The sequence below is a fragment of the Leptolyngbya sp. AN10 genome, from assembly GCF_050565645.1.
Classification (GTDB): domain Bacteria; phylum Cyanobacteriota; class Cyanobacteriia; order Leptolyngbyales; family Leptolyngbyaceae; genus Leptolyngbya.
In genome coordinates, this window is the sequence record NZ_JBNXVP010000002.1 from 366,068 (window position 1) to 390,100 (window position 24,033).

General features: G+C 46.5%; 26 protein-coding genes and 1 tRNA gene. 13 read left to right on the plus strand and 14 right to left on the minus strand.

The window, feature by feature from the left end; translation table 11 throughout:
- The first annotated feature begins 20 nt into the window (after positions 1-20).
- The 3 genes from ACQ4M5_RS04575 to bcsA are packed head-to-tail and all read left to right on the plus strand — an operon-like array spanning position 21 to position 5,881.
- Entirely contained in the window at positions 21-1,229 is a 1,209-nt protein-coding gene (locus ACQ4M5_RS04575) for a glycosyl hydrolase family 8 (RefSeq protein WP_430674422.1), read from the plus strand.
- 5 nt (positions 1,230-1,234) lie between these two features.
- Positions 1,235-3,664, plus strand: coding sequence for a cellulose biosynthesis cyclic di-GMP-binding regulatory protein BcsB (locus ACQ4M5_RS04580; RefSeq protein ID WP_430674423.1), 2,430 nt, complete (start codon positions 1,235-1,237; stop codon positions 3,662-3,664).
- A gap of 3 nt (positions 3,665-3,667) precedes the next feature.
- Entirely contained in the window at positions 3,668-5,881 is a 2,214-nt protein-coding gene (bcsA, locus tag ACQ4M5_RS04585) for a UDP-forming cellulose synthase catalytic subunit (protein ID WP_430674424.1), read from the plus strand.
- A 53-nt stretch (positions 5,882-5,934) separates the two neighbouring features.
- On the opposite strand, the gene surE is transcribed toward bcsA, so the two are convergent.
- Positions 5,935-6,612, minus strand: coding sequence for a 5'/3'-nucleotidase SurE (gene surE / locus ACQ4M5_RS04590; protein ID WP_430674425.1), 678 nt, complete (start codon positions 6,610-6,612; stop codon positions 5,935-5,937).
- A 274-nt stretch (positions 6,613-6,886) separates the two neighbouring features.
- Here surE and era point away from each other — a divergent pair, with 274 nt between their 5' ends.
- A complete protein-coding gene (gene era, locus ACQ4M5_RS04595; protein ID WP_430674427.1) occupies positions 6,887-7,822 on the plus strand; it encodes a GTPase Era in 936 nt (311 codons plus the stop codon).
- Here era and ACQ4M5_RS04600 read toward each other — a convergent pair.
- The 3 genes from ACQ4M5_RS04600 to murA form a co-directional block, all read right to left on the minus strand.
- Complete coding sequence (locus tag ACQ4M5_RS04600) at positions 7,819-8,115, minus strand: type II toxin-antitoxin system RelE/ParE family toxin (protein ID WP_430674428.1); 297 nt, start codon at positions 8,113-8,115, stop codon at positions 7,819-7,821. The genes era and ACQ4M5_RS04600 overlap by 4 nt on opposite strands.
- Positions 8,115-8,372 carry a type II toxin-antitoxin system ParD family antitoxin gene (locus ACQ4M5_RS04605; protein WP_430674429.1) on the minus strand — a complete coding sequence of 86 codons (258 nt, stop codon included), beginning with the start codon at positions 8,370-8,372 and terminating at the stop codon, positions 8,115-8,117. Before ACQ4M5_RS04605 ends, ACQ4M5_RS04600 begins: the two co-directional genes overlap by 1 nt.
- Before the next feature lie 116 nt (positions 8,373-8,488).
- The gene (murA, locus tag ACQ4M5_RS04610; protein ID WP_430674430.1) at positions 8,489-9,874 is read right to left on the minus strand and encodes a UDP-N-acetylglucosamine 1-carboxyvinyltransferase; all 1,386 of its coding nucleotides are present in this window, start codon (positions 9,872-9,874) and stop codon (positions 8,489-8,491) included.
- A gap of 180 nt (positions 9,875-10,054) precedes the next feature.
- On the opposite strand from murA, the gene ACQ4M5_RS04615 reads away from it, so the two are divergent.
- Positions 10,055-10,138, plus strand: a tRNA-Leu gene (locus tag ACQ4M5_RS04615).
- A 96-nt stretch (positions 10,139-10,234) separates the two neighbouring features.
- Here ACQ4M5_RS04615 and ACQ4M5_RS04620 read toward each other — a convergent pair.
- From ACQ4M5_RS04620 to ACQ4M5_RS04630, 3 genes are all read right to left on the minus strand, one after another.
- The gene (locus ACQ4M5_RS04620; protein WP_430674431.1) at positions 10,235-10,894 is read right to left on the minus strand and encodes a hypothetical protein; all 660 of its coding nucleotides are present in this window, start codon (positions 10,892-10,894) and stop codon (positions 10,235-10,237) included.
- A 99-nt stretch (positions 10,895-10,993) separates the two neighbouring features.
- Positions 10,994-11,956, minus strand: coding sequence for a malate dehydrogenase (mdh, locus tag ACQ4M5_RS04625; protein WP_430674432.1), 963 nt, complete (start codon positions 11,954-11,956; stop codon positions 10,994-10,996).
- 134 nt (positions 11,957-12,090) lie between these two features.
- Positions 12,091-12,306 (minus strand): NAD(P)H-quinone oxidoreductase subunit O, encoded by a 216-nt coding sequence (locus ACQ4M5_RS04630; protein ID WP_430674433.1) that lies wholly within the window; start codon positions 12,304-12,306, stop codon positions 12,091-12,093.
- 135 nt (positions 12,307-12,441) lie between these two features.
- Between ACQ4M5_RS04630 and ACQ4M5_RS04635 the strand changes: the two genes are divergently transcribed.
- Positions 12,442-13,386, plus strand: coding sequence for a bestrophin family protein (locus tag ACQ4M5_RS04635; protein WP_430674435.1), 945 nt, complete (start codon positions 12,442-12,444; stop codon positions 13,384-13,386).
- On the opposite strand, the gene lnt is transcribed toward ACQ4M5_RS04635, so the two are convergent.
- Entirely contained in the window at positions 13,336-14,874 is a 1,539-nt protein-coding gene (gene lnt, locus ACQ4M5_RS04640; RefSeq protein WP_430674436.1) for an apolipoprotein N-acyltransferase, read from the minus strand. The genes ACQ4M5_RS04635 and lnt overlap by 51 nt on opposite strands.
- A gap of 277 nt (positions 14,875-15,151) precedes the next feature.
- Between lnt and ACQ4M5_RS04645 the strand changes: the two genes are divergently transcribed.
- The gene (locus ACQ4M5_RS04645) at positions 15,152-15,376 is read left to right on the plus strand and encodes a hypothetical protein (RefSeq protein WP_430674437.1); all 225 of its coding nucleotides are present in this window, start codon (positions 15,152-15,154) and stop codon (positions 15,374-15,376) included.
- On the plus strand, positions 15,339-15,491 hold the full coding sequence (locus ACQ4M5_RS04650; RefSeq protein ID WP_430674438.1) for a DM13 domain-containing protein: 153 nt from the start codon (positions 15,339-15,341) through the stop codon (positions 15,489-15,491). The genes ACQ4M5_RS04645 and ACQ4M5_RS04650 overlap by 38 nt, the downstream gene beginning before the upstream one ends.
- Here ACQ4M5_RS04650 and ACQ4M5_RS04655 read toward each other — a convergent pair.
- A complete protein-coding gene (locus ACQ4M5_RS04655; RefSeq protein ID WP_430674439.1) occupies positions 15,454-15,681 on the minus strand; it encodes a ribbon-helix-helix domain-containing protein in 228 nt (75 codons plus the stop codon). The genes ACQ4M5_RS04650 and ACQ4M5_RS04655 overlap by 38 nt on opposite strands.
- Before the next feature lie 53 nt (positions 15,682-15,734).
- Between ACQ4M5_RS04655 and map the strand changes: the two genes are divergently transcribed.
- From map to ACQ4M5_RS04670, 3 genes are read left to right on the plus strand one after another with little or no spacing between them, the layout of a single operon-like run.
- Complete coding sequence (map, locus tag ACQ4M5_RS04660) at positions 15,735-16,550, plus strand: type I methionyl aminopeptidase (protein ID WP_430674440.1); 816 nt, start codon at positions 15,735-15,737, stop codon at positions 16,548-16,550.
- A gap of 40 nt (positions 16,551-16,590) precedes the next feature.
- Complete coding sequence (locus ACQ4M5_RS04665; RefSeq protein ID WP_430674441.1) at positions 16,591-16,926, plus strand: DUF433 domain-containing protein; 336 nt, start codon at positions 16,591-16,593, stop codon at positions 16,924-16,926.
- On the plus strand, positions 16,923-17,282 hold the full coding sequence (locus ACQ4M5_RS04670; RefSeq protein WP_430674442.1) for a DUF5615 family PIN-like protein: 360 nt from the start codon (positions 16,923-16,925) through the stop codon (positions 17,280-17,282). Before ACQ4M5_RS04665 ends, ACQ4M5_RS04670 begins: the two co-directional genes overlap by 4 nt.
- A gap of 51 nt (positions 17,283-17,333) precedes the next feature.
- On the opposite strand, the gene glgX is transcribed toward ACQ4M5_RS04670, so the two are convergent.
- Positions 17,334-19,460 carry a glycogen debranching protein GlgX gene (gene glgX, locus ACQ4M5_RS04675; RefSeq protein WP_430674443.1) on the minus strand — a complete coding sequence of 709 codons (2,127 nt, stop codon included), beginning with the start codon at positions 19,458-19,460 and terminating at the stop codon, positions 17,334-17,336.
- A 191-nt stretch (positions 19,461-19,651) separates the two neighbouring features.
- On the minus strand, positions 19,652-20,332 hold the full coding sequence (gene psb32 / locus ACQ4M5_RS04680; protein ID WP_430674444.1) for a photosystem II repair protein Psb32: 681 nt from the start codon (positions 20,330-20,332) through the stop codon (positions 19,652-19,654).
- A gap of 511 nt (positions 20,333-20,843) precedes the next feature.
- On the opposite strand from psb32, the gene ACQ4M5_RS04685 reads away from it, so the two are divergent.
- Complete coding sequence (locus ACQ4M5_RS04685; protein ID WP_430674445.1) at positions 20,844-22,016, plus strand: glycosyltransferase; 1,173 nt, start codon at positions 20,844-20,846, stop codon at positions 22,014-22,016.
- Here ACQ4M5_RS04685 and ACQ4M5_RS04690 read toward each other — a convergent pair.
- The 3 genes from ACQ4M5_RS04690 to ACQ4M5_RS04700 all read right to left on the minus strand — a co-directional run bounded on the left by ACQ4M5_RS04690 (position 22,013) and on the right by ACQ4M5_RS04700 (position 22,909).
- Entirely contained in the window at positions 22,013-22,432 is a 420-nt protein-coding gene (locus tag ACQ4M5_RS04690; RefSeq protein WP_430674446.1) for a hypothetical protein, read from the minus strand. The genes ACQ4M5_RS04685 and ACQ4M5_RS04690 overlap by 4 nt on opposite strands.
- 92 nt (positions 22,433-22,524) lie before the next feature.
- Positions 22,525-22,785 (minus strand): response regulator transcription factor, encoded by a 261-nt coding sequence (locus ACQ4M5_RS04695; protein ID WP_430674447.1) that lies wholly within the window; start codon positions 22,783-22,785, stop codon positions 22,525-22,527.
- The gene (locus ACQ4M5_RS04700; protein WP_430674448.1) at positions 22,778-22,909 is read right to left on the minus strand and encodes a hypothetical protein; all 132 of its coding nucleotides are present in this window, start codon (positions 22,907-22,909) and stop codon (positions 22,778-22,780) included. The genes ACQ4M5_RS04695 and ACQ4M5_RS04700 overlap by 8 nt, the downstream gene beginning before the upstream one ends.
- Before the next feature lie 201 nt (positions 22,910-23,110).
- Here ACQ4M5_RS04700 and ACQ4M5_RS04705 point away from each other — a divergent pair, with 201 nt between their 5' ends.
- Positions 23,111-23,569 (plus strand): hypothetical protein, encoded by a 459-nt coding sequence (locus ACQ4M5_RS04705; RefSeq protein ID WP_430674449.1) that lies wholly within the window; start codon positions 23,111-23,113, stop codon positions 23,567-23,569.
- Positions 23,570-24,033: the final 464 nt, after the last annotated feature.

Below are 24,033 nucleotides of genomic sequence, written 5' to 3' on the forward strand. Positions count from 1 at the left end.
TGTTGTTTCTTGTGTTTCCTATGCGTCTACCTCGATTGAAGCGATCGCTACGAAGGCTACGATTTGGCAGAGCCTTCATTCTCGTATTGTCGATCGCGCTTTCATTTTTCCTCACGCTCACTGCTTGCACCGAAGCCGCCAAACCTCCAAAACACACTCAACTGTTAAAGGAAAGCTGGAGCGCTTATCGTCAGCGATTTATCCAAGATGATGGACGAGTGATCGATCGACAAGATACCGATCGATCGATTTCCGAAGGTCAAGCTTACGGACTGTTGAGAGCAGTACTGGTCAGCGATCGACAAACCTTCGATCGAATTCTGCAATGGTCAGAGAACAATCTCAAACGCAAAGATAACAATCAGCAATTGATTGATCATCTTTGGGCATGGAGATGGGGACGCAATAGTAGCAATCAATGGACCATTCTGGATCAGAACTTTGCCACCGATGCCGATATTGATGCCATCACAGCATTGATTATTGCGGCTCGAAAGTGGCAACAGTCCGACTATCTAAATTTAGCAACGATCAAGCTCAAGGATCTTTGGGAGCATGGAACCCTTTCGATCAATCAACAACGGTATCTATTACCAGGTTCGATCGAGGTTTTCCGAAAAAACGATGCTCTTAAGTTCAATCCTTCGTATCTTGCTCCCGCAGCGTTTCGGTTATTTGCTCAGGTTGACACAAGCCATCAATGGCAAAGCTTAATTGATAGTAGCTATGAGGTACTGAATCAATCGACTGACCTCTCAAAAGTGAATCTTCCGAGTGATTGGGTTTTGTTTCAGCCCAACACTGGAAGCTATGCCCCGATTCAGAAAAACGACTTAGTGAGCCGCTATGGTTTCGATGCAACTCGCGTTTGGTGGCGGGTCGCGATCGATGCTGAATGGTTCGGTGAACCGAGAGCCAAAGCCTTTCTCAAAGAGCATCTTGGCTATCTGAAGCAACTTTGGCGATCGCAGAATTCGATTCCAGCCCAATTGGATTTGGATGGTCGATCGCTCGTCTCTTACGAAGCAACTTCCCAATACGGAATGTTATATGCAGCATTCCGCGTGATCGATCCGTCGATCGCGGCTGAGATTTTTGAGCGCAAACTATCGCCCCAGTACCGGAACGGGTTTTGGGAAAACGATAGTGCTTACTACACTCAAAATCTCGCTTGGTTTGGTTTGATGCCTGCTTCGATGGTTGTTCCTTATCTGTCGCACTCTACCTAATTCACATGAACAAACGGTCATCTAGACAATCCCGGCAAAGTTCCTCTTCTCAAACTTGGCGATCGCGCTTGTTGCTTCTGGGAGGAATTGGACTCTTTACTGCACTGGCAATCATTCTGACTCAAAAGCCAGTTCCGCAAGTTTCCGCCCAGGCTTCTCAGCGTTCAGCGGTCAATCAGTTGTTTAAGCTGCCCACAACAACTGCGATCGCACAATATCGTCCTTTGTCGATTCCCTCTGAAACATTGGTCGCTCAAGCGACACCGACTAAACAACCTAAGCCTACAGAATCGACACCATCGGAAAAAGCAGCAGAACCCAAGGGCAAGCTGAGTCAATACATTGTGCAATTCAATCGCAGTCCAATTATTGGGAATCGCTTTCGACTGCAAGGCGTATATACGGAGTCTCAGTTTGGCTTTACTCGTCCGCGTCTGTGGAATCTCAAATCAGCCAAAGCAACGATTCGCTATCAGCATTCCCCCGCATTGGTTCCAGAGAAGTCGAATTTAGTCATTCGAGTGAATGACACGAGTATTGGAAGTGCGCCGCTGAACTTGAAGAATGCTCAAGTTGGTAAAGTCACTTTCGATATTCCGCTGAATCTATTGCAGGATGAGAACCAAATCTCGATCGTCGCTCAGCAGCAAAATTCTTCAACTTGCTCAAATCCTGATGATCAAACCCTTTGGTCAGAGGTGCTATCCGATTCAGAGATTGCCTTCGACTACGCGATGAAGCCGATCGATTTAGATTTCAGCCGCTATCCATTCCCATTCTTTGATGAATACGGCTTAGATTCCAATCGCATTAGCTATCTTCTACCAAGTCAAACGAGTGAATCTTGGTTAACTGCCGTGAGCCGATTCCAGACAAATTTTGGACGGTTAGCAGAGTTCCGACCTTTGGAAACGGTGTTGATCAAGGATCTGAAAAAGTTGGAATGGAACGATCGCATCGTGATTGTCGGAACACCAAGCGAACAGCCATTGCTCAAAACTCTGAAGTTGCCTTACAAATTGGTTAGCGATCGCTTTGTAGATGGCAACAATGCACCGCTGCCTGACACGGTTGGCGTTGCAATGTTAGCGACTTTGAATAATGGCGAAATTCCAGTCGTCGTTGTTTCTGGAAATGGTGCAGAAGGAGTTGCGAAAGCAGCACAGTTCTTGATCCAGCCTTCCAATAGTCAGATTGGGGCTGGAACTGCGGTGATTGTTTCTGATCTGTCAGATACGCCTTCACCTGCTCCGCGTGAATGGTCACATTACCTACCGAACAAAGATAGTTTCCAACTCTCTGCGTTGACCGGATTGGACAACAAACCATTCAAAGATAAAACCGTCAAAGGAACATCAGCGGCTCCGGTGCAAGTACATTTCCGAGCGTTACCCGACGATCGCTTTTTGCGCGGTAGCACGATGAATCTGAAATATAGCTACAGTGCTCAAGTTGATCCGCGTACCTCGAATGTCTCTGTGCTGATTGATGGAGTCGGAATTGGGAGCAAAAAGCTCGATTCTGATAAAGGTGGACAAAACGAATCGCTGACGGTTGATCTGCCCCCAAACTTGATCAAATCAAATTCAGTCATTGATGTTGCATTTGATATGTATCCGAAAGAGGCTGCACAATGCGGCTATACGAACGATCAGCAGCTTTGGGGAACAGTTCACGGCGATACAAGCTTCAACCTCAGACGTGAAAATTCGGTTGAGCTACCCGATCTGAAACTGTTAACGACTGGATTTCCGTTAGCTTCACCGCAGGATTTATCGAAAACCGCGATCGTTGTTCCCGATTCTCCTTCTGAAACCGATTTGATGACATTACTCAAGTTCAGTGAACGCATGGGACGTTTAACCGATGCAAAATCAGTGAAAGTTGATGTGTTCAAAACCGGATCATTACCTGAAGGAACTAAGAAAGACCGAAACATTGTTGCGATCGGAACCCGCGATCGCTTTCCAGTTCAACAAGCTTTCGAGACAGGTGGATTTCAGCTAATGGATGTGTTCGGGCGTGGACTTGGACAAGACCGGATTCAGACGCTCCCAGACTCTAGCGGCGTGATCAAAAGCGTCATGTCGCCTTGGAATAGCGATCGTGTTCTAATCGCGCTGAGTGGGCAAACCGAAAAAGGACTCCAACAAGTTCAAGACATTCTCGCTAAAGATAACTGGTTCTATCAGTTGAAGAATGACACAGTACTAATCAATTCAAATCCTCAAAGTGCTTCTACCTTTGATGCTAATGCGTATCAGCTTCAGTTCTTAGACCAAGCAGAACGTCGTCGGATCGAGAACGTTAGTCCGCTGAGCAAAGCCCGTCGCTTCCTTGAGGAGCAATGGTTCTTTGTTCCCCTCGGTATCATTGTCGCAGCACTATTGCTCTATGGTGTCGCTCAATTGTTCCTTAAGCGCGTTGCAGGCTAGATCATGAACCAATCCCCCACCAAAGGTCAGCGCTTACTCTCTGTATTGGCTGATCTGATCCCAAATTTCTTCGATCGTGTTTTGAACTGGAGCGGTAGAACGCAGCTATTTTTCATCATTACGGTGCTGCTGTTCTTTTCTGTACCGCTGATTATTACGCCGCTAACCGTTTGGCAGCAAGGAATTGTCGCCGTATCGCTGATTGCGATCGGTTGGGCAATTTCAGTCGTGGAACGAAAACATGCCACCGGACGAACAAGCGAATACTTGCATCTGTTCATGATCTGGCTCAGTTTGATGACCACGTTCCGCTATTTGTTCTACCGCGTGAACTATACGCTGAACTTGAACAATGGATGGCTCGATGCAACCGCGAGTATTCTCCTGTTCCTCGCTGAACTATACGCAATCATGACTTTGGTGTTGTCCTTCTTTCAGACACTCAAGCTGAAAGAACGTCAGTCGATTAGTATGGAGAACATTCCACCGTCAGATTGGTTTAGTGTTGATGTCTATATCCCAACCTATAGCGAGGATATCGAGATTGTGCGAAAAACAGCGATCGCGGCAATGGCGATCGACTATCCGGAGGATAAAAAGAAGGTCTACATTCTCGATGATGGTTCCTCAGAAGCCTTACGAGAACGCCGCGAACAACTCCAACAAATGTGTGCTCAGCTTGGTTGTAGTTTGCTAACTCGTGAGAACAATGATCACGCTAAAGCAGGCAATATTAATGCAGCTTTGACTCGTACTACAGGCGACTTGATCCTGATTCTGGATGCTGATCACATTCCAGCGAAAAGCTTTTTAATGGAAACGGTTGGCTTTTTCCTCAAACCGAAAGTAGCTCTAGTTCAAACACCGCACTGGTTCTACAATCCCGATCCATTTGAGCGAAACTTAGTCACAGCAGGCAAAGTCCCAGTCGGAAATGAACTGTTCTATAAAGTGTTGCAGAAAGGCAATGACTTTTGGAACGCAGCTTTCTTCTGTGGATCAGCAGCAGTCGTTCGTCGATCGCATCTTTTAGATATTGGTGGGATTGCAACCGAAACAGTTACCGAAGACTGTCATACCTCTCTACGCCTGCATTCGAGCGGTTATGAAACCGTTTACTATGACAAAATCATGGTGGCGGGACTCGCTCCAGAAAAGTTCTCAGCTTATGTAGGACAACAAACTCGCTGGGCGCGTGGAATGGCTCAAATTTTGCGGCGCGAAAATCCATTGTTCAATCCTGGTTTAGATCTGACAATTCCACAGCGAATTTGTTACTTCAGTGCAACCTCTCATTTCTTCTTCGGCTTCCCAAGATTGATGTATGCACTCGCTCCAGTCTTGTTCTTGATCTTTGGACTCAATCCAGTTCGAGGTTTGGGACTTGAAACCTTAGCGTATGCGCTCCCTCACTTTTTGTTAGCAGCATTTGCGAACTATATCGCTTACAAGCACGTCCGGTTCTCGTTCTGGAATGAGGTGTACGAGTTTGCCATGTCATTCCATACTGCGATCGTCACGCTCTTAGCTTTGATTAGTCCGAAGCTTGGGAAGTTCAATGTCACGAGCAAAGGTTTAATTGTCGATCGACGAACCTTCGATTGGCGATCGACCTTGGTTCTGTTAATCATTGGCATCTTTGTGGCAGCCTCGATCGTTGCTGTTCCCTTCTGGCTAGTGTTCAGTCCTGAGAAAACGGAAGCGGTGTTGGTGAACTTATTCTGGAGTGTGTTTAATTTCACGCTGATTAGTGCTGCATTGTTAGTCGGATTTGAACAACCTCAGCGGCGGTTTGCTCATCGACTAGCTCGAAATCTGAGAGCAACAGTGCATTGTTTTGGTCGATCGATTCAAGGCGTGACGCTGGATGTTAGCGATTCAGGTGCTCGACTTTTGCTCGATCAAGAGGTGACTCTTTCGGATGAGATTGAGCTTGATCTAGTTGGAGATTCGGATGCGCGAGCTTCTGTACGTGCTCATGTCGTTCGGGTGGTTTCGGAACAAGAAGGTCGCTCGATCGCGTTAATTCAATTCGTTGATTTGTCTCGTGCTCAGAAAGATGCGCTCAATTTGGTGATCTACTCCGATGTGCAAGAGTGGTATGCTCAGCGGCGGGATTCGATCGATGATTTGTTCCGATCGTTTGCGTTTATTGCAGGCAGTTTTGGTCGATCGTTGCGTCCTCGTCGATCGACTTTAACGGTTAGCCGTTCTTAGAGGATATTTGATACTGTGCTGCGTTTGGGGTTTCATTTATCCCAGGCGCAGCGTCAAATTTTCAACTGCGTAATCGCAATCTGACCGGATAAACAAACATCTACATCAGAACCTCGATCGCGTTTTCTCGCGCCATAGTTCCCGCAATAATAAAATTCATTCCCTTCAATGCGAAAATCACTCGGTAACGGTTGCGTACAAGGCTCACAAAAAATCATCTCCGGATCAGGCGCATCCGGTTCAACATACGGAAGATTCACATTCCAGTAATGTCCTACTTCTAATGGTCGATCGATTAATTCTTTCAATACTTTCGCGGCTAACTTCGTCGATCGATTCCAATCGACTGGAATTCGACCTTTTTTATACTGTGAAATTGCAATCCCTGGAACCCGATGAAATGCTGCTTCTCGAATCGCTGCAACCGTTCCAGAAATATAAACATCAACGCCCATATTTCCACCTGCGTTAATGCCTGATAGTACAAGTTTAGTATCAGGAAAAAGATAGTTCAGCGCAATCCGACTACAATCTGCTGGAGTTCCGCCGATCGCATATTCTCGATCGTTGCGTTTCTCGACTCGAATTGGTTGCATCGTCGTGACTTGATGACCGCAACCGGAATAATGATCACTTGGCGCAACCAAAATTCCGGTTCCATTCACTGCCTGCAACAATGCCCGAATTCCCGGTGCATCAATGCCATCATCATTCGTCAAAATAACCGTCATTCAATCTCCTGAGTAGATTCCCAATCCATGAGCAGTTTTTACCAGTGTACTTTCTGGATCAACCACACAATAGCGCTGAATCGCACCGGAATTGGTACATCAATCACTTGTCGATCGTGCCATCCCATCATTCGATCGAACCTTCTGCAATCAGAGCTACACTGGTTAAAATTCCAATTCGTTTGACTTCACCCATAATCCCCTACACTGAATAAGTTGTGTGGTGTATCACGTTTCGCCAAATAGCATTTAGGATTACAAAATAGATTTAGGAATGTCAGAAGAAACAGACATTTATACCCCGATCCCCACTGCACCCGATGATTTTCGATCGGGCTTTGTCGGCATTATCGGTCGCCCGAATGTTGGCAAATCCACGATCATGAATTTCCTGGTGGGTCAAAAGATCGCCATTACTTCTCCAGTCGCTCAAACCACGCGCAATCGATTACGCGGCATCCTCACGACTTCAGACGCGCAAATCATTTTCGTCGATACTCCCGGCATCCACAAACCGCATCATCAACTAGGAAAAGTCTTAGTTAAAAATGCTCAAGGTTCTATCAATTCGGTCGATGTCGTTCTCTTCGTGGTCGATTGTTCAACTGAGCTAGGTGGAGGCGATCGATATATTGCAGATCTGCTCACCGAAACTCAAACACCCGTAATTCTAGGATTGAACAAAGCCGATCAACAGACTGAAGCACAATTTGACGATCGCTATCGAGAATTAGCCACAGAACGCGGATGGACGATCGCGAAATTCTCTGCGCTTCAAGGCGATGGCATGGAAGAATTACAGCGATCGATTATCGAAAATCTAGAACCAGGTCCCTATTACTATCCGCCTGATCTCGTCACGGATCAGCCAGAACGATTCATCATGGGCGAATTGATTCGAGAGCAAATCCTGTTACTCACTCGCGAAGAAGTGCCGCATTCGGTCGCGATCGAGATTGAAAAAGTCGTTGAAGAACCGAAACTAACACGAGTATTTGCTGCCATTAACGTCGAGCGACCTTCACAGAAAGCGATTCTACTCGGTAAAGGTGGCGGAATGATTAAATCGATCGGCACTGCTGCTCGTGAACAGATCCAAAAACTGATCGAAGGTCAAGTCTATCTAGAATTGTTCGTGAAAGTGATGCCGAAATGGAGACAATCGCGAGTCAGACTAGCGGAATTTGGCTATCGAGTGGAAGAAGATTAATCTTGTCCAAGGATTGACTCAACATCTCTTGATCCACGAAGCACCCGAATCACTTCGATTCCACCGTCGATCGCTCGATAGAAAATGACATCGTTACCGACTGGAAAGCTTTGCAATTCAGGCATGATTTCCTCGCGCTTTCTTCCCATGCCTGGATAACGTGCCAAAGCTTCAAGCTTTGCCTCAACTTGATCGAGAAACTCATCGGCTCGATCTGGGCTATCTTCTGCAATGTAATTCCAAATCTCTAGAAGATCTTGCTCAGCAAGCGGACGCTTTACCACAATCGCCATTATTCCGCTTGCCTCTGTTGGCGACGCTGCCGCGCTTTTGCTTTGACTGCCTGCATATCAAGTGGTGTCGCTTCTCCGCTGTCTAATCCTGCCTGAATCTCTTGACGTAATTCCTGTAATCGAATCTGTTGAAGCTGCTCCCGCTCTTTTAAAAGCCGCAACCCTTCACGAATCACTTCACTCGCAGAGTAATAGAGACCGCTTGCTACTTTCTCCTGAACATATTGCTCTAGTTCTGGGGTTAAAGACACATTCATATTTGCTCTCCTGTTGCTTGCTATTCTCATTTTATTAACAGCGAATGACAATTATTGTTATTCAGTCTACGAAAAAACTCGCCAGCGATCGCCAGCGAGTTCTTCCTAATACGAATCTACCCAACCACTTTCGATTCAATCGGAGCCGTTGGAGTTACAACCTCATGAGCGCGTTCAATCTTCGCACCCAATCCGCGCAGCTTCGCTTCAATGTTGTCATACCCTCGATCGAGATGATTCAATCCCCGAACTGTGGTCATCCCGTTCGCTGCCAAGCCCGCAATCACGAGCGCTGCCGATGCGCGTAAATCCGTTCCCTGAACAGGCGCACCCGACAACTGTGGGACACCCCGAACGATCGCGATATTGCCCTTCAAGCGAATATCTGCGCCCATCCGATTCAGTTCTGCCACGTGCTGAAGACGATTCTCAAACAGCGTTTCTGTAATCACACTATCGCCTTCCGCCAAGGTCAACAGCGACATAAACGGCGCTTGCAAATCGGTTGGAAATCCTGGAAATGGCAAAGTTTCGATGTCAGTTCCCCGGAATGATCCAGCAGGCAGAACTCGAACCGTATCGGGAGCATCGATCGCAACTTTCACGCCAATTTCGTGCAACTTCGCGATCGCAGCACTCAGATGATCCGGCACAACCGGAGATAGGCTAATCTCCGATCGCGTAATCGCCCCTGCTAACAGAAACGTTCCTGCCTCAATGCGATCGGGTACGACCGAATAATCGACTTCATGCAGCTTCGGAACGCCATTGATCACAATCCGATTGGTTCCTGCACCGCGAATCTGTGCGCCCATTGCTCGACAGAAGTTTGCTAAATCGACCACTTCCGGTTCTTGGGCTGCGTTTTCGATGATCGTTTCCCCTTCTGCCAGGGTTGCCGCCATCATGATGTTTTCCGTCGCTCCAACGCTAGGAAAATCGAGATAAATTCTAGCTCCAGTCAACCGTTTCCGATTGCCGCGAACATGAGCATTTACTACTCCATGTTCGATGATGACTTCAGCACCGAGCGCTTGCAGACCTTTGACGTGCAAATCCACAGGTCGATCGCCGATCGAGCATCCACCGGGCAATGGAACCTGAGCGACTCCAAGCCGCGCTAGTAATGGACCTGCGACAAAGAAACTGGCTCTTAACTGGCTCACCAGATCGTAAGGCGCTTTCGACTGCGTAATCTCTGACGCATCCAAATCGAGAATGCCTTGGCTATGAGAAACTTTGACTCCCAACGCCGAGAGAATTTCACCAATCCGGGTGATATCGAGCAGCGAAGGAACATTACGTAAGCGACAAGTCCCTGAGCATAAAAGAGAACCCGCCATCAGTACGAGTGCGGAGTTTTTTGCGCCACTAATTGTGACATGCCCACTTAGGGGTTGCTTTCCCCAAATATGAAGGACAGGGTGGCGATCTTCGGGTGAAGATTGAGAATTTGACAAGCTGGGAGCGAGAGTAATGGGTCTGTCCTCCTGAGTCGGCATGTTTACAATTACTTCAAATTTGGTTTAGATTCTACCGGAAAGTTGGCAATTGTCCAGCATTGAAGTAAACAGCAATCCGGTACAAGGGGTCAACCGCAGAAACAACATCAACAAAAAGATTGACATTCTCAACTCGGTACGTCACAATCAGAGATCGCGGCGCTTAGACGTTCGCAACAAGCGGGACTGGCGGAATTGGTAGACGCGCTAGATTCAGGTTCTAGTGTTCGCAAGGACTTCCGGGTTCAAGTCCCGGGTTCCGCATTCTAAGGAGTGGGTTGTTCTAATTTCAGGGCAGCCCATTTTTATTAGACGGTTATACTTATCAATCAAATCTTATCGATAGAAAAAACTGAATGCTTACAATTGCCCCGAAATCGGCTGACAGGTATTATTTACTGCTGCCGTGTTAATCGGAATCAGTTCATCCCGCTGCAAAATCTGATTATCTACCCCTAATGCTCTGACATCGCAGATTCCAGTCGCACCAGGAGCGACCAGCAAGAGCATTCCATCGACTCCTCGATCGCGCAACACTTTCCCATTGTTAAAAGTCACTTCAACGGCTGCCACGGATGATTCTAAGACTTCACCATAAAAGACGGTGTACTGCCGCTTGTCTTTGACATTCGATCGACCGACTCCGTACTCGATCAGTTTCTTCGACTTTTCTGAGGTCTTCGTTTGCTTTGTGAAATAGCTACCTGATCCGAGTAAGTTCCATTCCATGCCGTTCCGCTTCACGACTCGGTAACTCAGCATTGGTTGTACTTTCGGATTTTTGGCTTGAGCGATCGAGCGATCGTCTAAACAATTCCCCCGGTAGAGTGCGACCATGCCCTCTGCCCACTTTCGCACAGTCAACACCTGAAACTCTTTGGCTTCACCTTTGGTTTGACCGGGACAGGTGAACGGGCGACGGATCATTTCTTCTGGAGTCGCCGCCACGATCGAAACGGTATACCCAACAGGTGCAAGACACATCAAACCCACTAATCCACCCAGCCAGCGTCGAATCATGGTCAGTTCCTTGGCAACACAGATACAAAACTCTATGCAGACAGTTTGCCTGCATTTTAAGCAGACTATCTCTTTCTACGGGGGAGTTTTAAGATTTGCTTATACTGTAGCCGCTAAAAGTTGATTTGCACGCTCAACATTTTCCCTCACAGATTTTGCTGAAGCATGAAGCGCAGTCCGCTCTGTTTCTGTTAGGTCGAGTTCCAAAACAGCCTCAATTCCCCGACATCCCAAGCGACAGGGCACACCGATGAAGACATCATTCAAGCCGTATTCGCCTTTGAGATAAGCCGCGATCGACATCAATCGAGATTTACTATGCAAAATTGCTTCAATCATCAAACAAGCCGATGATGCGGGTGCATAGAAGGCACTTCCAGTTTGCATCAGTTCAACAATCTCTGCGCCTCCGTTACGAGTTCGTTCGATCAATCGCTCGATCGCAGTTTCAGATAACAATTCAGTGATTGGAATACCGTTGACGGTGGAATATCGGGGCAAAGGAACCATCAAATCGCCATGTCCCCCTAAAACGGTCGCATTAATATCTGCGATCGACAAGTTTAATTCCATTGCAATGAAAGTCTGAAATCGAGCAGAGTCGAGTACTCCTGCCATTCCCATCACTCGATTCGGGGGAAGTTCGCTGACTTGCCAAGCGAGATGAGTCATCACATCCAGCGGATTTGTAATCACAATCAGGACTGCTTGGGGCGAATGAGCGATCGCGCTTTTCACCGTTTCCCGCACAATTTTGGCATTGATTCTAAGCAGATCATCCCGGCTCATTCCGGGTTTGCGGGGAATGCCTGCGGTAATCACAATCACATCTGATCCGGCTGTTTCGCTGTAATCGTTCGTACCAATAATTTGTCGATCGTGCCGTTCAACTCCCCGCGCTTCCATCAGATCGAGCGCTAATCCTTGAGGACGACCTTGAGCAACATCGAGCAGAACAACATCTGCTAAATTCTTTTCTGCAACTCTTTGGGCTAATGCACTCCCGACATTTCCGGCTCCGATGATTGAGACACGAAACTGAGTACAAGTCGGAGAATTCATAACTTTGCCGCCAGTGCGATCGTTTCAGTCTAACGCGCTTGGCTCGATCGACTGACGGCTTAGTTGAGATTCTTCAAAGTTTTGCTTTAAACCCGGCGATTGAAATCGCCACGGCACAAAGCACAATCTACTGATTACTTAAAAGATTCGAGTTGATCTTGTCTCAGCCAGATATTCGGAGTGGGAACTTTGCCGAATTTAACGAAAGCGTAATCGCCTCTGATATCCACGACTTCGCCTTCAGATTCAAAAATATAGCTGGGGAAGCGAGGATCACTGGCTTTGGCTTCTAAGCTGTTTTCGAGTTTTTCGCGGATTACACGAACCATTGCGCCTTTCTTGACGGGCATAACGTACCTCACGAATCATTTGATCCTATTATGTTGCAATCGCGTTACGAGTTTCTATAGAGAACAAACCACAAGATTCTTAACATTTGTCAATGAGTGCAATATCATGAAGCGGTTGTGAGACGATCGTGTTCCATGAGTTTTGAGAAGAAACGCTGGCTGCAAATTGCACTACAAGTTAAAGGCTCAGTTGTGCCGAAGGTTTTACCGCGATCGATTTTTTGCGGTGCGTTCGGTTTGCTGATTACCGTCTTTTTTGTCGAAGGCTTTCCGGTTTCGATGCCCGCATTAGCAAGTTTAATTCCAAACATTGTTTTGGGTTTGCTGCTTGTGTTTCGGACGAATACGGCATACGATCGCTTTTGGGAAGGTCGGAAAGCTTGGGGAAAATTAGTCAACGATACGCGCAATTTAGCTCGACAAATTTGGGTGGCAGTTTCGGAAAGAACCGAGCAAGATCGAGCCGATAAAGTCGAAGCATTGCATTTATTAGTTGCGTTTTCTGTGGCAATGAAAGCTCATTTGCGAGGAGAGCAATTAGAAGCTGGAATTGAAAAGTTAATCCTACCAGAGCACTTTGTTCGATTAAAGGGAGTTCAAAATCCGCCTTTAAGAGTAGCATTCTGGATCGGTGATTATTTGCAGTATCAATATCAACGCGATCGCATTAGAATTCACCAGCTTACCGAGATGCAGAATCTATTAAATGGTTTAGTTGATTGTCTTGGCGCATGTGAGCGAATTTTGAAAACTCCAATGCCGATCGCTTATGCAATTCATCTCAAGCAGTTATTACTTCTATATTGTCTTTCTCTCCCGTTTCAAATGGTCGGAAATCTCGGATGGTGGACTGCTCCAGTCGTTGTTTTGATTAGTTTTACCTTGTTTGGAATTGAAGCGATCGGGATCGAAATCGAGAATCCTTTTGGACGTGATCCGAACGATTTACCGCTCGATGCAATTTGCGAAACAATGCTCAATAATATTCAAGATTTGATCGAATTAAAACCGAGTACTCATCCTCAAGATCTATCGCTGGTTGCGACTTACGAAGAACAGCAAAATGGCGCTCATTCCTAATAAAGTCGGGGTAAGCCAATCGCCCCATTTCACATATAAAGTTTGGGTTTGTTGGCGATAGATTGTATCAGCATGAATTTGATATTGATTATTTAGCGATCGCCATTTCACTCGACCATGTGGGTCAACAATTCCTGAATATCCGGTATTCGTCACTCGAACTGCCCAACGATCGGTTTCCATCGATCTAATAATATCGTGTGCCTCATGTTGCGCCATCAAAACCGTACTGTAAGGATCTAAATTTGAGGCAGTAATTAAAAACTGTGCATTGTTCGCGACTTGTTGCCGAAACACTTCTGAGAATGCAGAATCGAAACAAATCCCGATCGCAATTCTTCCAAGTGGAGTTTCAAATTGTTGATTGAACTTGCCCGGAACCATAAGAGACTCGATCGGGGATAAACGCCCAATCAAACCGCCAAGAATCTTCTCAAACGGCAAATATTCACCCAGTGGAACTAATTTAATTTTGTTGTACCGAGCGATCGTATTTCCATCCGGTGCAACTGCAATTAAGCTCTGAGTGTATCGCGTTCCTTCCGGTACAAAAGTTCCAATTAATGCAAGGACTTGCTTCTCTTGTATCGCCTGAGTGACCAAATTTCGTAAATTCTCGCCCTGCCACAAAACAGGTAATGCACCCTCCGGAGTGACCACAAAATCGACTCCTTGATTTGCCAGCGATCGATATCCTGAAGAATATCCGTTAAACGCCTGCCGCAATCCTTCCGAAAATAACTTCTGCCGCGTTGGAACATTCCCTTGAATAATTCCTGCGGTTAATTTCGCTTCAGGAGCTTGCACGATCGCAGTTTGATACAGTCCAAATCCAATCAAATGCAGAATGATGAAAGTTGCGATCGCGCTTCCAATCAATCGCTTACTCCGAGCCATCCAAGCTTCTGCAATCAACCCATTCACAGCGACGATCGCAGCAGTCACGGTCAACGTTCCAGAAATCCGCCCCAGATGCAGAATGATCAAATTACTCGGACTTTGCGTATAAGCCAGCGTTGTCCAGTCCAATGCACCCCACTGCCGCACTAATTCCAGCCCAGACCATAGCGCCGTTCCCACAATCACTCGCACGATCGCATTGTTCGGAAGCTTCACCAATCCCCACGCCCAAATCCAGGTATAGAACGCACCCAAGAGCGTAATAAAGCTCCAAGCAAACGCCACGATCGACACACTTGCAATCCAAGACACTCCCAACCACATCAACGGATGTAGCCCAGTAATCCAGCGCAGTGCAAATCCGTGATAAACAATGCCCCAGAAGATTGCAGTTTTCGACGATTTAGTTCTAACCGTAATCACCCACAATGGAGCCAATGCAAACCAAGCCAGCCACCAAAAACTAATGGGTGCAGTGGCAAACGCCATGAATAAAGCGCTGAGAATTGCGATCGCGACTGGTCGATTCAAAATCTTCAGCATCGTAACCCACTCGAATGTTTCTTCATCTTTATATTCCAGCGCCATTTCCGATATTCGTTCTTATTAAATAGAAGCATCTACTGTTCGATCGAACATAGGAGCATAAGAGGGTGTTTGAAAAGCAATCGTTCACCGCATTCACCCGCCCGGAAATGAATCTCCGGGCTAATCGGGGGAAGCCCACTAAACTGGGCTAAGAACTCCGTATTACGCTCTTAGCCCGCTTCAGCGGGGTTTCCTCCATTAGCCCGGAGATTCATTTCCGGGCGGACTCCCAGCGAAGCAAAGCCGCTTTTTACACTTCTCAAACATCTTCTAAATCATGAAACAACTCTATGCCATTTCTGGTGTGTTAGCCCTCTTGATGTTTGGATGTTCTAGCACTCCTTCTCAGTCCAACTCAACAACCGCAAGCCCGATCGTAGCTTCCAGTTCAGATGTGATTGCGACCGGAAGCTTTGTCGCTGGCGAACATTCCACGAAAGGTGGCGTTCAGATTATTAATCAAAATGGCAAATGGTATTTACACTCAATTCAAGCAATTTAACGGCGCACAAACCTACGAAATTCCAGCCGATGTCAATTTGAATGACTATAAATCGGCTGCAATTTGGTGTCGGCGATTTAATGCAACTTTTGGGGCAGCGACTCTGAAGGGTTAGCAGTCGATTGCTTCTGCCGCTCTTGTAAGGCTTTCTCAATCAGTTTCGCCACCAACCAAGACACCGATCGTTCATCTATTTCTGCCCAGGCTTCGAGTTCTTTTTTCCATTCCGGAGGTACGTAAGCTACGACGCGCTCTAAATCTGTTTTGCCGCCCATAGGTGAAGTTCGATCGTTGAAGTTTGTCATAGCTTAACATAGCGTGTGTTATGCTAGGCTATGCTGTGCCAGCAAGAAATGTTATGAATCTGCAAAATCTGTTATCCGTCTCCAAACCAGCTAATCAACATCGCGGAATTGTTCTGCTCTCTGCACGAGAACTCGACAAAATGCGAACCGTTGGAAAGCTTGCCGCACAGTTATTAGACTACCTCGAACCGTTGGTCAAACCGGGAATCAGTACTCAAGAATTGAATGACGAAGCCGATCGCTGGATGAAAGCCCACGGAGCAATCAGCGCAACATTAGGATATGCTCCTCCAAATCATCCACCGTATCCCGGTTCAATTTGTACCAGCATTAATGAAGTTGTTTGTCATGGCATTCCTAGCCCCAAACAGATTCTTAAAGACGGCGACATTCTCAATATTGATGTCACTCCCATTCTCGAAGGTTATCACGGGGATACCTCTCGGATGTTTCTCGTCGGTAATCCATCCGAAGCGGCTCGAAAGTTAGTCGAAGTCACCAAAGAAGCGATGATGCGCGGAATTGCTGAAGTGAAACCGGGTGCAAGAGTCGGTGATATTGGTGCAGCGATTCAAGAATATGCAGAGTCCAATGGATTCTCTGTGGTGCGCGACATGGTTGGGCATGGAGTCGGACGAGTCTTTCACACAGAGCCGCAAATCCCGCACTTTGGTAAACGGGGAACGGGTGTGAAATTGCGTCCGGGAATGGTATTTACGATCGAGCCAATGCTGAATGAAGGCACGTATGACCTGAAGTTTTTAAGCGATCGCTGGACTGTGATCACGAAAGATAAGAAACTCTCTGCACAGTTTGAACATACGATCGCTGTCACTGAAGATGGACACGAGATTCTAACGCTTCCTTGAGCAATTATGATCAAACTAATCCTAAATTAAGGAAATTGCGATGTTGCTTGAAGATTATTTTGAGTTTCTAAGTTCGATCGACATTCGACTAAAAGGAACACGAGTTGGAATCGAGCATATTCTGTACCCCTATCTCTATTTGTCCGAAGCTCCCGAAGCAATCTCTGAACAATTTGAAAGCGTGACCCTGGAACAAGTTTACGCCACGATTTTGTACTACTTACACGATCCAAAGACGGTTGGGCAGTACGTTACGGATTGGATAGAACAGACAGATCGTGCAGCAATAGAGCAAGATACAAATCCATCTCCACAGATTTTACGATTGCGCCAAATCATTGAGCAACAACGTTCAGTGGAACAGGTTTCGCAGTGAAAATTAGATACCTATTCGATGAGAACTTGGCAAATGAATACCGGATTCAGCTATTAGCACGTCAACCCGATTTAGAAGTTCTGAAAGTGGGAGATGAAAACGCACCTCCCTATGGAACAAAAGATCCTGAAATCTTGTGTTGGTGCGAAGAGAATGATTACATTTTGGTCACGAACAATCGTCGATCGATGCCTGTTCATCTAGCAGATCACTTATCAGAGGGTCGCCATGTTCCAGGTATTTTCGTATTTCGTCGGAATGCCAGTATGGGACTAATTCTTGACTCTCTAGCGATTCTTGCAAGTGCTTCCTTGGAAGGAGATCACGTTGATCAAATTACCTTCATTCCACTGTGAAGCACTCAGAGTAGGGGTTACTCCAGATGAAAGCACCCCCTACACATCAACTTAGATCCCTGATTGCAATACAACGAGCGATCGACCCATTACCGGAACATTCTTCGTTCCTGAAAACGTGATCTTCTCGGTAACAAATCTCGGCTCTTTCGTATTAACAATCGCCGACCATTTGCGCTGACGTAATCGAGCAGGCAACACAAATTCGAGCATATCCCAGTGAGCATTGAACAGTAATAGGAAACTGTTGTCCCGAATCCGTCCACCTTTGGGACCTCGATCGGGCAATTCATTTCCGTTTAAGAACACCGAAATCGCTTTCGAGTACCCGTTACACCATTGATCACAGGTCATATCGTTGCCATCCAGATTAAACCAAGCAATATCACTCACACTAGAGCCATGAATCGCTTGTCCTTGGAACCAGCGTTGACGACGGAAAACGGGATGTTCGTGGCGGAAATGAATCAGTTCGCGAGTGAAATTGAGCAGGTCTTCATTGCGATCGCACAATTCCCAATCCAACCAAGAAAGCTCATTGTCCTGACAGTAAGCATTGTTATTGCCCGACTGAGTGCGACCCATTTCATCGCCCATCACAATCATTGGAATGCCTTGAGACAGCATCAAAGTGGACAACATATTGCGCTGTTGACGTTCTCTCAGTCTTAGCACTTCAGCATCATCTGTTTCGCCTTCGTTGCCACAATTCCACGATCGATTATGACTTTCGCCATCGCGATTGTCTTCTCCGTTCGCCTGATTGTGTTTCTCGTTGTAGCTCACCAAATCTCGCAGTGTGAAACCATCATGCGCGGTGAGGAAGTTGATGCTGGCGTGAGGTCTTCTACCATTCAACTGATAGAGATCAGAGCTTCCAGTAAACCGATACGCAAACTCGCCCAGTTTGCCATCTTGTCCGCGCCAGAAGTCGCGCATTTCATCTCGATAGCGACCATTCCACTCTGACCACAGCACCGGGAAGTTTCCAACCTGATAGCCACCATCCCCAATATCCCAAGGTTCTGCAATCAGTTTTACATCTGCCAGAATCGGATCTTGGTGAATGATATCGAAGAACGAGGCTAAGTTATCTACTTCATACAAGTCTCGTGCAAGTGCAGAAGCCAGATCAAACCGGAAGCCATCCACGTGCATTTCTGTAACCCAGTAGCGCAAGCTATCCATGATGAGCTTTAACACTTGGGGGCTTTGCACATTAAGCGAGTTACCACATCCAGTAAAATCCATGTAGTACCGCTCATTCCCTTCTACTAAGCGATAGTACGTTTTGTTATCAATGCCTCGCAGTGAGAGCATTGGACCTGCATGATTTCCTTCACCAGTGTGATTGTAAACCACGTCTAAGATAACTTCGATTCCAGCTTTGTGCAGAGCTTTGACCATTTCTTTGAACTCTCGCACTTGTGCGCCCGGAGTCTTATCAGAACTATATCCCGAATAGGGTGAGAGATAGTTGATCGAATCGTAACCCCAATAGTTCGTTAAGCCTTTACTTTCTAAGTGTCCAGGATGTGCGAGGAAGTGGTGAACAGGCATCAATTCGACTGCTGTAATTCCAAGTGATTGAAGATGTGCGATCGCGGCTGGATGTGCAACTCCCGCATAGGTTCCTCGTACCTCTTCTGGAATGTTCGGATGCTTCTGAGTAAATCCCTTCACGTGCATCTCATAGATTACCGTTTCGTTCCAGGGAGTTCTCAAAAGCTGATCGCCTTCCCAATCAAACGATTGATCCACAACAATGCACTTTGGCATCAGGGAGGCGCTATCTAAATCAGAAAAACCTAAATCTCCAGCGGGATCATCCCAACGATAGCTAAAGATTGCTTCACCGTGTTGGACATTGCCCTCGATCGCTTTTGCATACGGATCAATCAAGAGCTTATTCGGATTGAATCGATGTCCGCGCTCTGGGTTCCATTCTCCATGTACTCGAAACCCATACCGCTGTCCTGGTGCGATTCCTGGAACGTAACCATGCCAAAGATAGTTCTCGCCTTCGTACAATGGCAATCGTAGTTCCGAACCTTGCTTGTCGAATAGACAAACTTCGACTCCAGTTGCGTGTTCAGAAAAGATCGAAAAGTTGGTTCCTTTTCCGTCCCAGGCTGCGCCTAACGGATAGACTCTTCCCGTCCAAATGGGTGCGTACATAGCTTCTAAAGGGGATGTATTAATCGAACCTTGGTAACTTCGTGATTTGCGTTACCTAAATCCTTGTGAGTAATACAACCCTAAATCAATCCGCCTGATGCACCCATCTGCCACGGGTAAAACTTCTGTTCTGTCTTAAGGTGTGTCTTTGGATACGAGTACTGCCCTAAAAGTCAGAGACTCGTTGATTTCTAGCGAACATACCAGTAGTAGGTCGCCATCGGGATCACAGTCGCAGCAATCAATAAGCCAATCACCCAAGGAATGGCATTACTTTTCGCGGTTTCTTCTCGCGAGGCAAAGGTTCCTTCGGTTTTGATGTTATCGACAACCACGGGCGGACCCGGATCAGGCTCACCCGATAAGACAGCCACTAATCGATCGCTGACATCCAAAAACGCTTGATTATAGCGATCGCCTTTTTGCAAGGGAACCTGCATCGTTTCCTGAGCGACACTGGTGGCTATCTCATCCGACATGAGTGATTTCACTTTTTCGCCCGTGACGATCGCAGAATTATTCGTGATGCTATCTAGAACAACCAGCGTTTGATTTGCCCGTTCTTCCGCATCTGGAAACCATTGTGAAAACAGCTTATCCGCAAAGGATTGAACCGTTTCATCATAATCAAGTCGCCGTATCGTGACAAAGTGAACTTCTTGACCTGTTTTCGTTGCCAGATCATTCAGGGTTTCATTCAGTTTGCTTTCGTTAAATCGGCTGATGATATCGCCCAAATCAACCACTCGCGCATCGGAGACTGGTGGAACTTCATACAAACTGGTGGCAAGCGCGGGAGTAGCCCAAAGCGATAGAGAGAGAACTAAAGCAAGGAGCCAGCCCCGGCAGACGGTTAGGAGGAGCTTTTTCATAAAAAACAGTGGTAGTTTGGGAAACTCAGTCACTTCAGTGCTGAGAGGAACAAACAGTAGGCGGTTAAAACCGCCTACATCCGTCAGTGTTTTTGGTGTGTCGCGATCGCCTTGGAGTGACTTGATTCGGGGTGCTTTTGTATTGCACTTTCAACGGGACAATTACCGTTTCAAATCGTTCGCCCTGTACGCATCGCGACGAAACGCCCTTACGGGGTAATGTTCGCTTCGACAAGGTTTTCTCAGCTTGTTCGGCTTGCAGCACGTCCTTAACCCAAATAAAGATGTTTAACCACAAGCGATAGAGCGACAAACTAGCGACGCATTTATCGGTATCGTGACTGAGAAAACGTAGCCCAAAGGCTGAGTCTGGTCAACTGAAACTAAAGTCTCTAGGCTGGAAGCCCAGTCACTTTAGTGCTGGGTCGTTGACAATGCGGATCGTGGTATTCTTCTCTCTCAAAAATACAACGGATCTTATACGCTGGGATAAAAGCGTTGTAGGTTCGGCATGATTTTCGTTTCGTTGATAGTGATTGTTTCGATCGTGGCAATCACGATTTTCTCTGGAAAACTCGATCGTGCTCTGAAAGCTGCACCTGTGATTTCTGAATCGCCGATCGCTGATTTTCCCAAAGTTGCTGTGATTATTCCGGCATACAACGAAGCCGCAAATATTGAAGCCTGTGTCACATCGGTTTTAGAAAGTACAGCGATCGGAGTTGATCAACTCCAAGTTTGGGTCGTCGATGATCAATCTACCGATGCAACAAAGCAAATCGTAGAACTTCTCCAAGATTCGCGCCAGGATGCCCGATTGAAATTGATGTCGGCTGGAGAACGTCCCGCAGGAGAAGTTTGGGTGGGAAAGAATTGGGCGTGTACCCAAGCTGCGAAACAGGTTGAGAGCGAGTTTTTGCTGTTTATCGATGCGGATGTGCGACTGAAACCCCAGAGCATTGAAAGAACGATCGCATTTGCTCAACAAGAAAAGATTGATCTACTCTCATTGGCAGTCGTCATTCTCTGTCGGCATTGGTCGGAATGGCTCGTGCAACCGATCGTCGTATTTCTATTAGCAGTTGGATTCGATTTCGCGCCTGTAAATGATCCGATGTCAGAAACCGCATTTGCAGCGGGTCCATTTATGCTATTCCGCCGCAGTGCGTATGATGCGATCGGAGGTCATGCCGCTGTTCATGATTACGTAGTCGAAGATGTTGAATTAGGTCGCCGAATCAAACAGCAAAGCTTTCGACTCTGGTATGGGTTAGGTCGCGGATTGGCTGAAGTGCAGATGTATCGATCGTTTTCTGCACTCTGGGAAGGTTGGACAAAGAATTGGTTTGAAGGCTCGAATCGAAACTATCAAGCTGCGTTCTATTGTGTGTTTGTGACGTTCCTCATTTTTTCCATGCCCTTTATTGGAATGGCGATCGCACTTTCACAATTGGCGCTCTCTGGTTTCACGATCGCGACTGGATTAACTTTTGGATTGAGCGCGATCGCACTTTTCCAACACTATGTCATCCGCCTCAGAAGCGAACCTTATACGCTAATTTCAACTCAATATTGGTGGGCGATCGGAGTTGGCGGATTGTTAGTTTGTGCGATCGTATTAACCTCGATCGTCAAAACCGTAACGGGTTGGGGCTGGACATGGCGCGGACGACAGTTGAATTAAGTCTGCTTCAACTTTGAGAGCATATCCACGGTGTCACCCAAAGCCGTTGTGAGATTCTTGCGAGTTTGAGCATGACTGAATTGTTCCGCCTTGAAATCTTCAGCAAGTTGATTACGATCGCTCCAGACTTCAGCTAATTTCGATCGCAATTCCGCTACCGTTTGAAACTGAGCAATTTCGCTATCGATTTCAGTCACGGTTGGCGGATTTTTTAATCGATCGACTTCTGCTTGCAATTCAGCGATCGTTTTCTGCAACGCCAAAGTTTCTGTCCGACGCTGTTGAGCTTCAATTTCATAGCGTTTCCGCCAATTATCTATACTGGCGTGTGCCGATTGTTCCGCAGCTTTCGCCGCCTTGACTTGCTGCTGTAAGTCTTTAACTTCATTCAGCCAACCAACAACCTCTTGAGACATTGCAGGTATCCTTATTTATGCAATCGTGTGTTTCACACGATACCTCAACTTTTCCAGATTGAATCACTGAAAAATCTACTGTCGATCGAGCCTCAAGCGCGAAAAAGCTTTGCCACCAATTCCGCACGAGCAGAAACATTCAACTTGCAAAACATCCGTTTCAGGGTTTGCTTCACAGTATTTTGAGTGATCCAGAGTTGAGCGCCGATCTCAGCATTGGTCAACCCTTGAGCCACTAATTCTGCAATCTGCCGCTCTCGTGGAGTTAATTTGGTCAAGACGATCCGGACGATTGGCGCGAAGAAACTCGATCGCGATTTCAGCTTGCCAGATTGCTCGAATCTGCTATTCAAACTCTGATGAAATCGGCAAACGAGTCAACCGATCGGAGAGTCCTGGAGGATAGAAAATTTGACAAGCAGTTTGAGTCATTGCGGGAACTGCGATGAATGGAATCGAAGAGAGAAGCCCGATCATAAACCGTTGAAACCTAGTGTTTAAGCTAATTCGAGGGAATTTCAGAATTTTTCAACTGGGTATAGAGTTTTGCGATCGCGAACAGTTGCAATTTTACGAAATCGTTTTTTCTCAAACGTACCAGTTCAGAATTCGGCTTCTAGTAAACTAAAGCTCTGAAGTCAACTGCTAAAGTTTCAGTAAGACACATTCTATTCCACCATGAAGATCCTTTATCACTTTCTTGCTTTGGTTGCTGCAATAACTTCTGTTAGCAATATCAGGGCAATCAATGCTCAATCGATCGAGACAAAACAAACTCAATGCCAACGATTTGAAGCGGGACTCATTCAATTCAACCAAAATTTCTCCACATTCGAGCCTGATGAAACAACTCGACGAAAAATTATGCTCAATACGCTGAAAATTCTTAGGAATGAGATGCAGCGGTTGAATAGTGAGCAGTATCAGGATGTCAAACTTCAAGCGCTTCAGCAACAACTACTAGAAGACATCAAATCGGGTCATGACAATTTAGCCAATTACGTCAGTACAACAGAGCCGAGTGAAGCAGCTGATAGCAATTACACGGCTCTACAATCGCTGCCGTACCAAATCGCTGAAGTAGTTGAGCAGTTCGAGCAATACTGTGGCAAAGCGGACGGAGCTAAATCGCCTTGAGAATTTACTTTTAGAGGGTGTTTGAAAAGTATCGTTTATGGCATTCACCCGCCCGTGATTAGAAACCACGGTCTAACAAAACAAAGTCCGTTAGAAACGGACTAAAGCATCGTCATGAAGCGGCTTTCACCCCGTTTCAACGAGTTTCGCACTGATAGACTGTGATTTGCAATCACGGGCGGATGCAACCGCAGCGACATGTTTCTCAATACCTTTAAAACGCCCCTTTAAAGAATGGCAGCTTGAGCAGGAGAGTTCTAGACATCATCCGAGACCGTCTTTTTAGCGATCGCTTTCATTCTCAGCAGATCGCTAAAAAGACGGCTTCGGCAGTTCTGTAGTCACTAGACCTTCTGCACGAATCGAAAATGCTCACCGAATGGAATTCGGAGCGATACAGACAAAGTGTGCCGCCCCGCGCACTCACAGCCTTTTTTCTTAGTCCGCATGGGGCGGACTTCGTT

Excerpts from the sequence above, each read along its gene's own strand:
- ACQ4M5_RS04575 (WP_430674422.1), top strand. The coding sequence starts at position 21 with ATGCGTCTACCTCGATTGAAGCGATCGCTACGAAGGCTACGATTTGGC.
- ACQ4M5_RS04580 (WP_430674423.1), top strand. The coding sequence starts at position 1,235 with ATGAACAAACGGTCATCTAGACAATCCCGGCAAAGTTCCTCTTCTCAA.
- bcsA (WP_430674424.1), top strand. The coding sequence starts at position 3,668 with ATGAACCAATCCCCCACCAAAGGTCAGCGCTTACTCTCTGTATTGGCT.
- surE (WP_430674425.1), bottom strand. The coding sequence starts at position 6,612 with ATGACGGTTATTTTGACGAATGATGATGGCATTGATGCACCGGGAATT.
- era (WP_430674427.1), top strand. The coding sequence starts at position 6,887 with ATGTCAGAAGAAACAGACATTTATACCCCGATCCCCACTGCACCCGAT.
- ACQ4M5_RS04600 (WP_430674428.1), bottom strand. The coding sequence starts at position 8,115 with ATGGCGATTGTGGTAAAGCGTCCGCTTGCTGAGCAAGATCTTCTAGAG.
- ACQ4M5_RS04605 (WP_430674429.1), bottom strand. The coding sequence starts at position 8,372 with ATGAATGTGTCTTTAACCCCAGAACTAGAGCAATATGTTCAGGAGAAA.
- murA (WP_430674430.1), bottom strand. The coding sequence starts at position 9,874 with ATGCCGACTCAGGAGGACAGACCCATTACTCTCGCTCCCAGCTTGTCA.
- ACQ4M5_RS04620 (WP_430674431.1), bottom strand. The coding sequence starts at position 10,894 with ATGATTCGACGCTGGCTGGGTGGATTAGTGGGTTTGATGTGTCTTGCA.
- mdh (WP_430674432.1), bottom strand. The coding sequence starts at position 11,956 with ATGAATTCTCCGACTTGTACTCAGTTTCGTGTCTCAATCATCGGAGCC.
- ACQ4M5_RS04630 (WP_430674433.1), bottom strand. The coding sequence starts at position 12,306 with ATGCCCGTCAAGAAAGGCGCAATGGTTCGTGTAATCCGCGAAAAACTC.
- ACQ4M5_RS04635 (WP_430674435.1), top strand. The coding sequence starts at position 12,442 with ATGAGTTTTGAGAAGAAACGCTGGCTGCAAATTGCACTACAAGTTAAA.
- lnt (WP_430674436.1), bottom strand. The coding sequence starts at position 14,874 with ATGGCGCTGGAATATAAAGATGAAGAAACATTCGAGTGGGTTACGATG.
- ACQ4M5_RS04645 (WP_430674437.1), top strand. The coding sequence starts at position 15,152 with ATGAAACAACTCTATGCCATTTCTGGTGTGTTAGCCCTCTTGATGTTT.
- ACQ4M5_RS04650 (WP_430674438.1), top strand. The coding sequence starts at position 15,339 with ATGGCAAATGGTATTTACACTCAATTCAAGCAATTTAACGGCGCACAA.
- ACQ4M5_RS04655 (WP_430674439.1), bottom strand. The coding sequence starts at position 15,681 with ATGACAAACTTCAACGATCGAACTTCACCTATGGGCGGCAAAACAGAT.
- map (WP_430674440.1), top strand. The coding sequence starts at position 15,735 with ATGAATCTGCAAAATCTGTTATCCGTCTCCAAACCAGCTAATCAACAT.
- ACQ4M5_RS04665 (WP_430674441.1), top strand. The coding sequence starts at position 16,591 with ATGTTGCTTGAAGATTATTTTGAGTTTCTAAGTTCGATCGACATTCGA.
- glgX (WP_430674443.1), bottom strand. The coding sequence starts at position 19,460 with ATGTACGCACCCATTTGGACGGGAAGAGTCTATCCGTTAGGCGCAGCC.
- psb32 (WP_430674444.1), bottom strand. The coding sequence starts at position 20,332 with ATGAAAAAGCTCCTCCTAACCGTCTGCCGGGGCTGGCTCCTTGCTTTA.
- ACQ4M5_RS04685 (WP_430674445.1), top strand. The coding sequence starts at position 20,844 with ATGATTTTCGTTTCGTTGATAGTGATTGTTTCGATCGTGGCAATCACG.
- ACQ4M5_RS04690 (WP_430674446.1), bottom strand. The coding sequence starts at position 22,432 with ATGTCTCAAGAGGTTGTTGGTTGGCTGAATGAAGTTAAAGACTTACAG.
- ACQ4M5_RS04700 (WP_430674448.1), bottom strand. The coding sequence starts at position 22,909 with ATGATCGGGCTTCTCTCTTCGATTCCATTCATCGCAGTTCCCGCAATG.
- ACQ4M5_RS04705 (WP_430674449.1), top strand. The coding sequence starts at position 23,111 with ATGAAGATCCTTTATCACTTTCTTGCTTTGGTTGCTGCAATAACTTCT.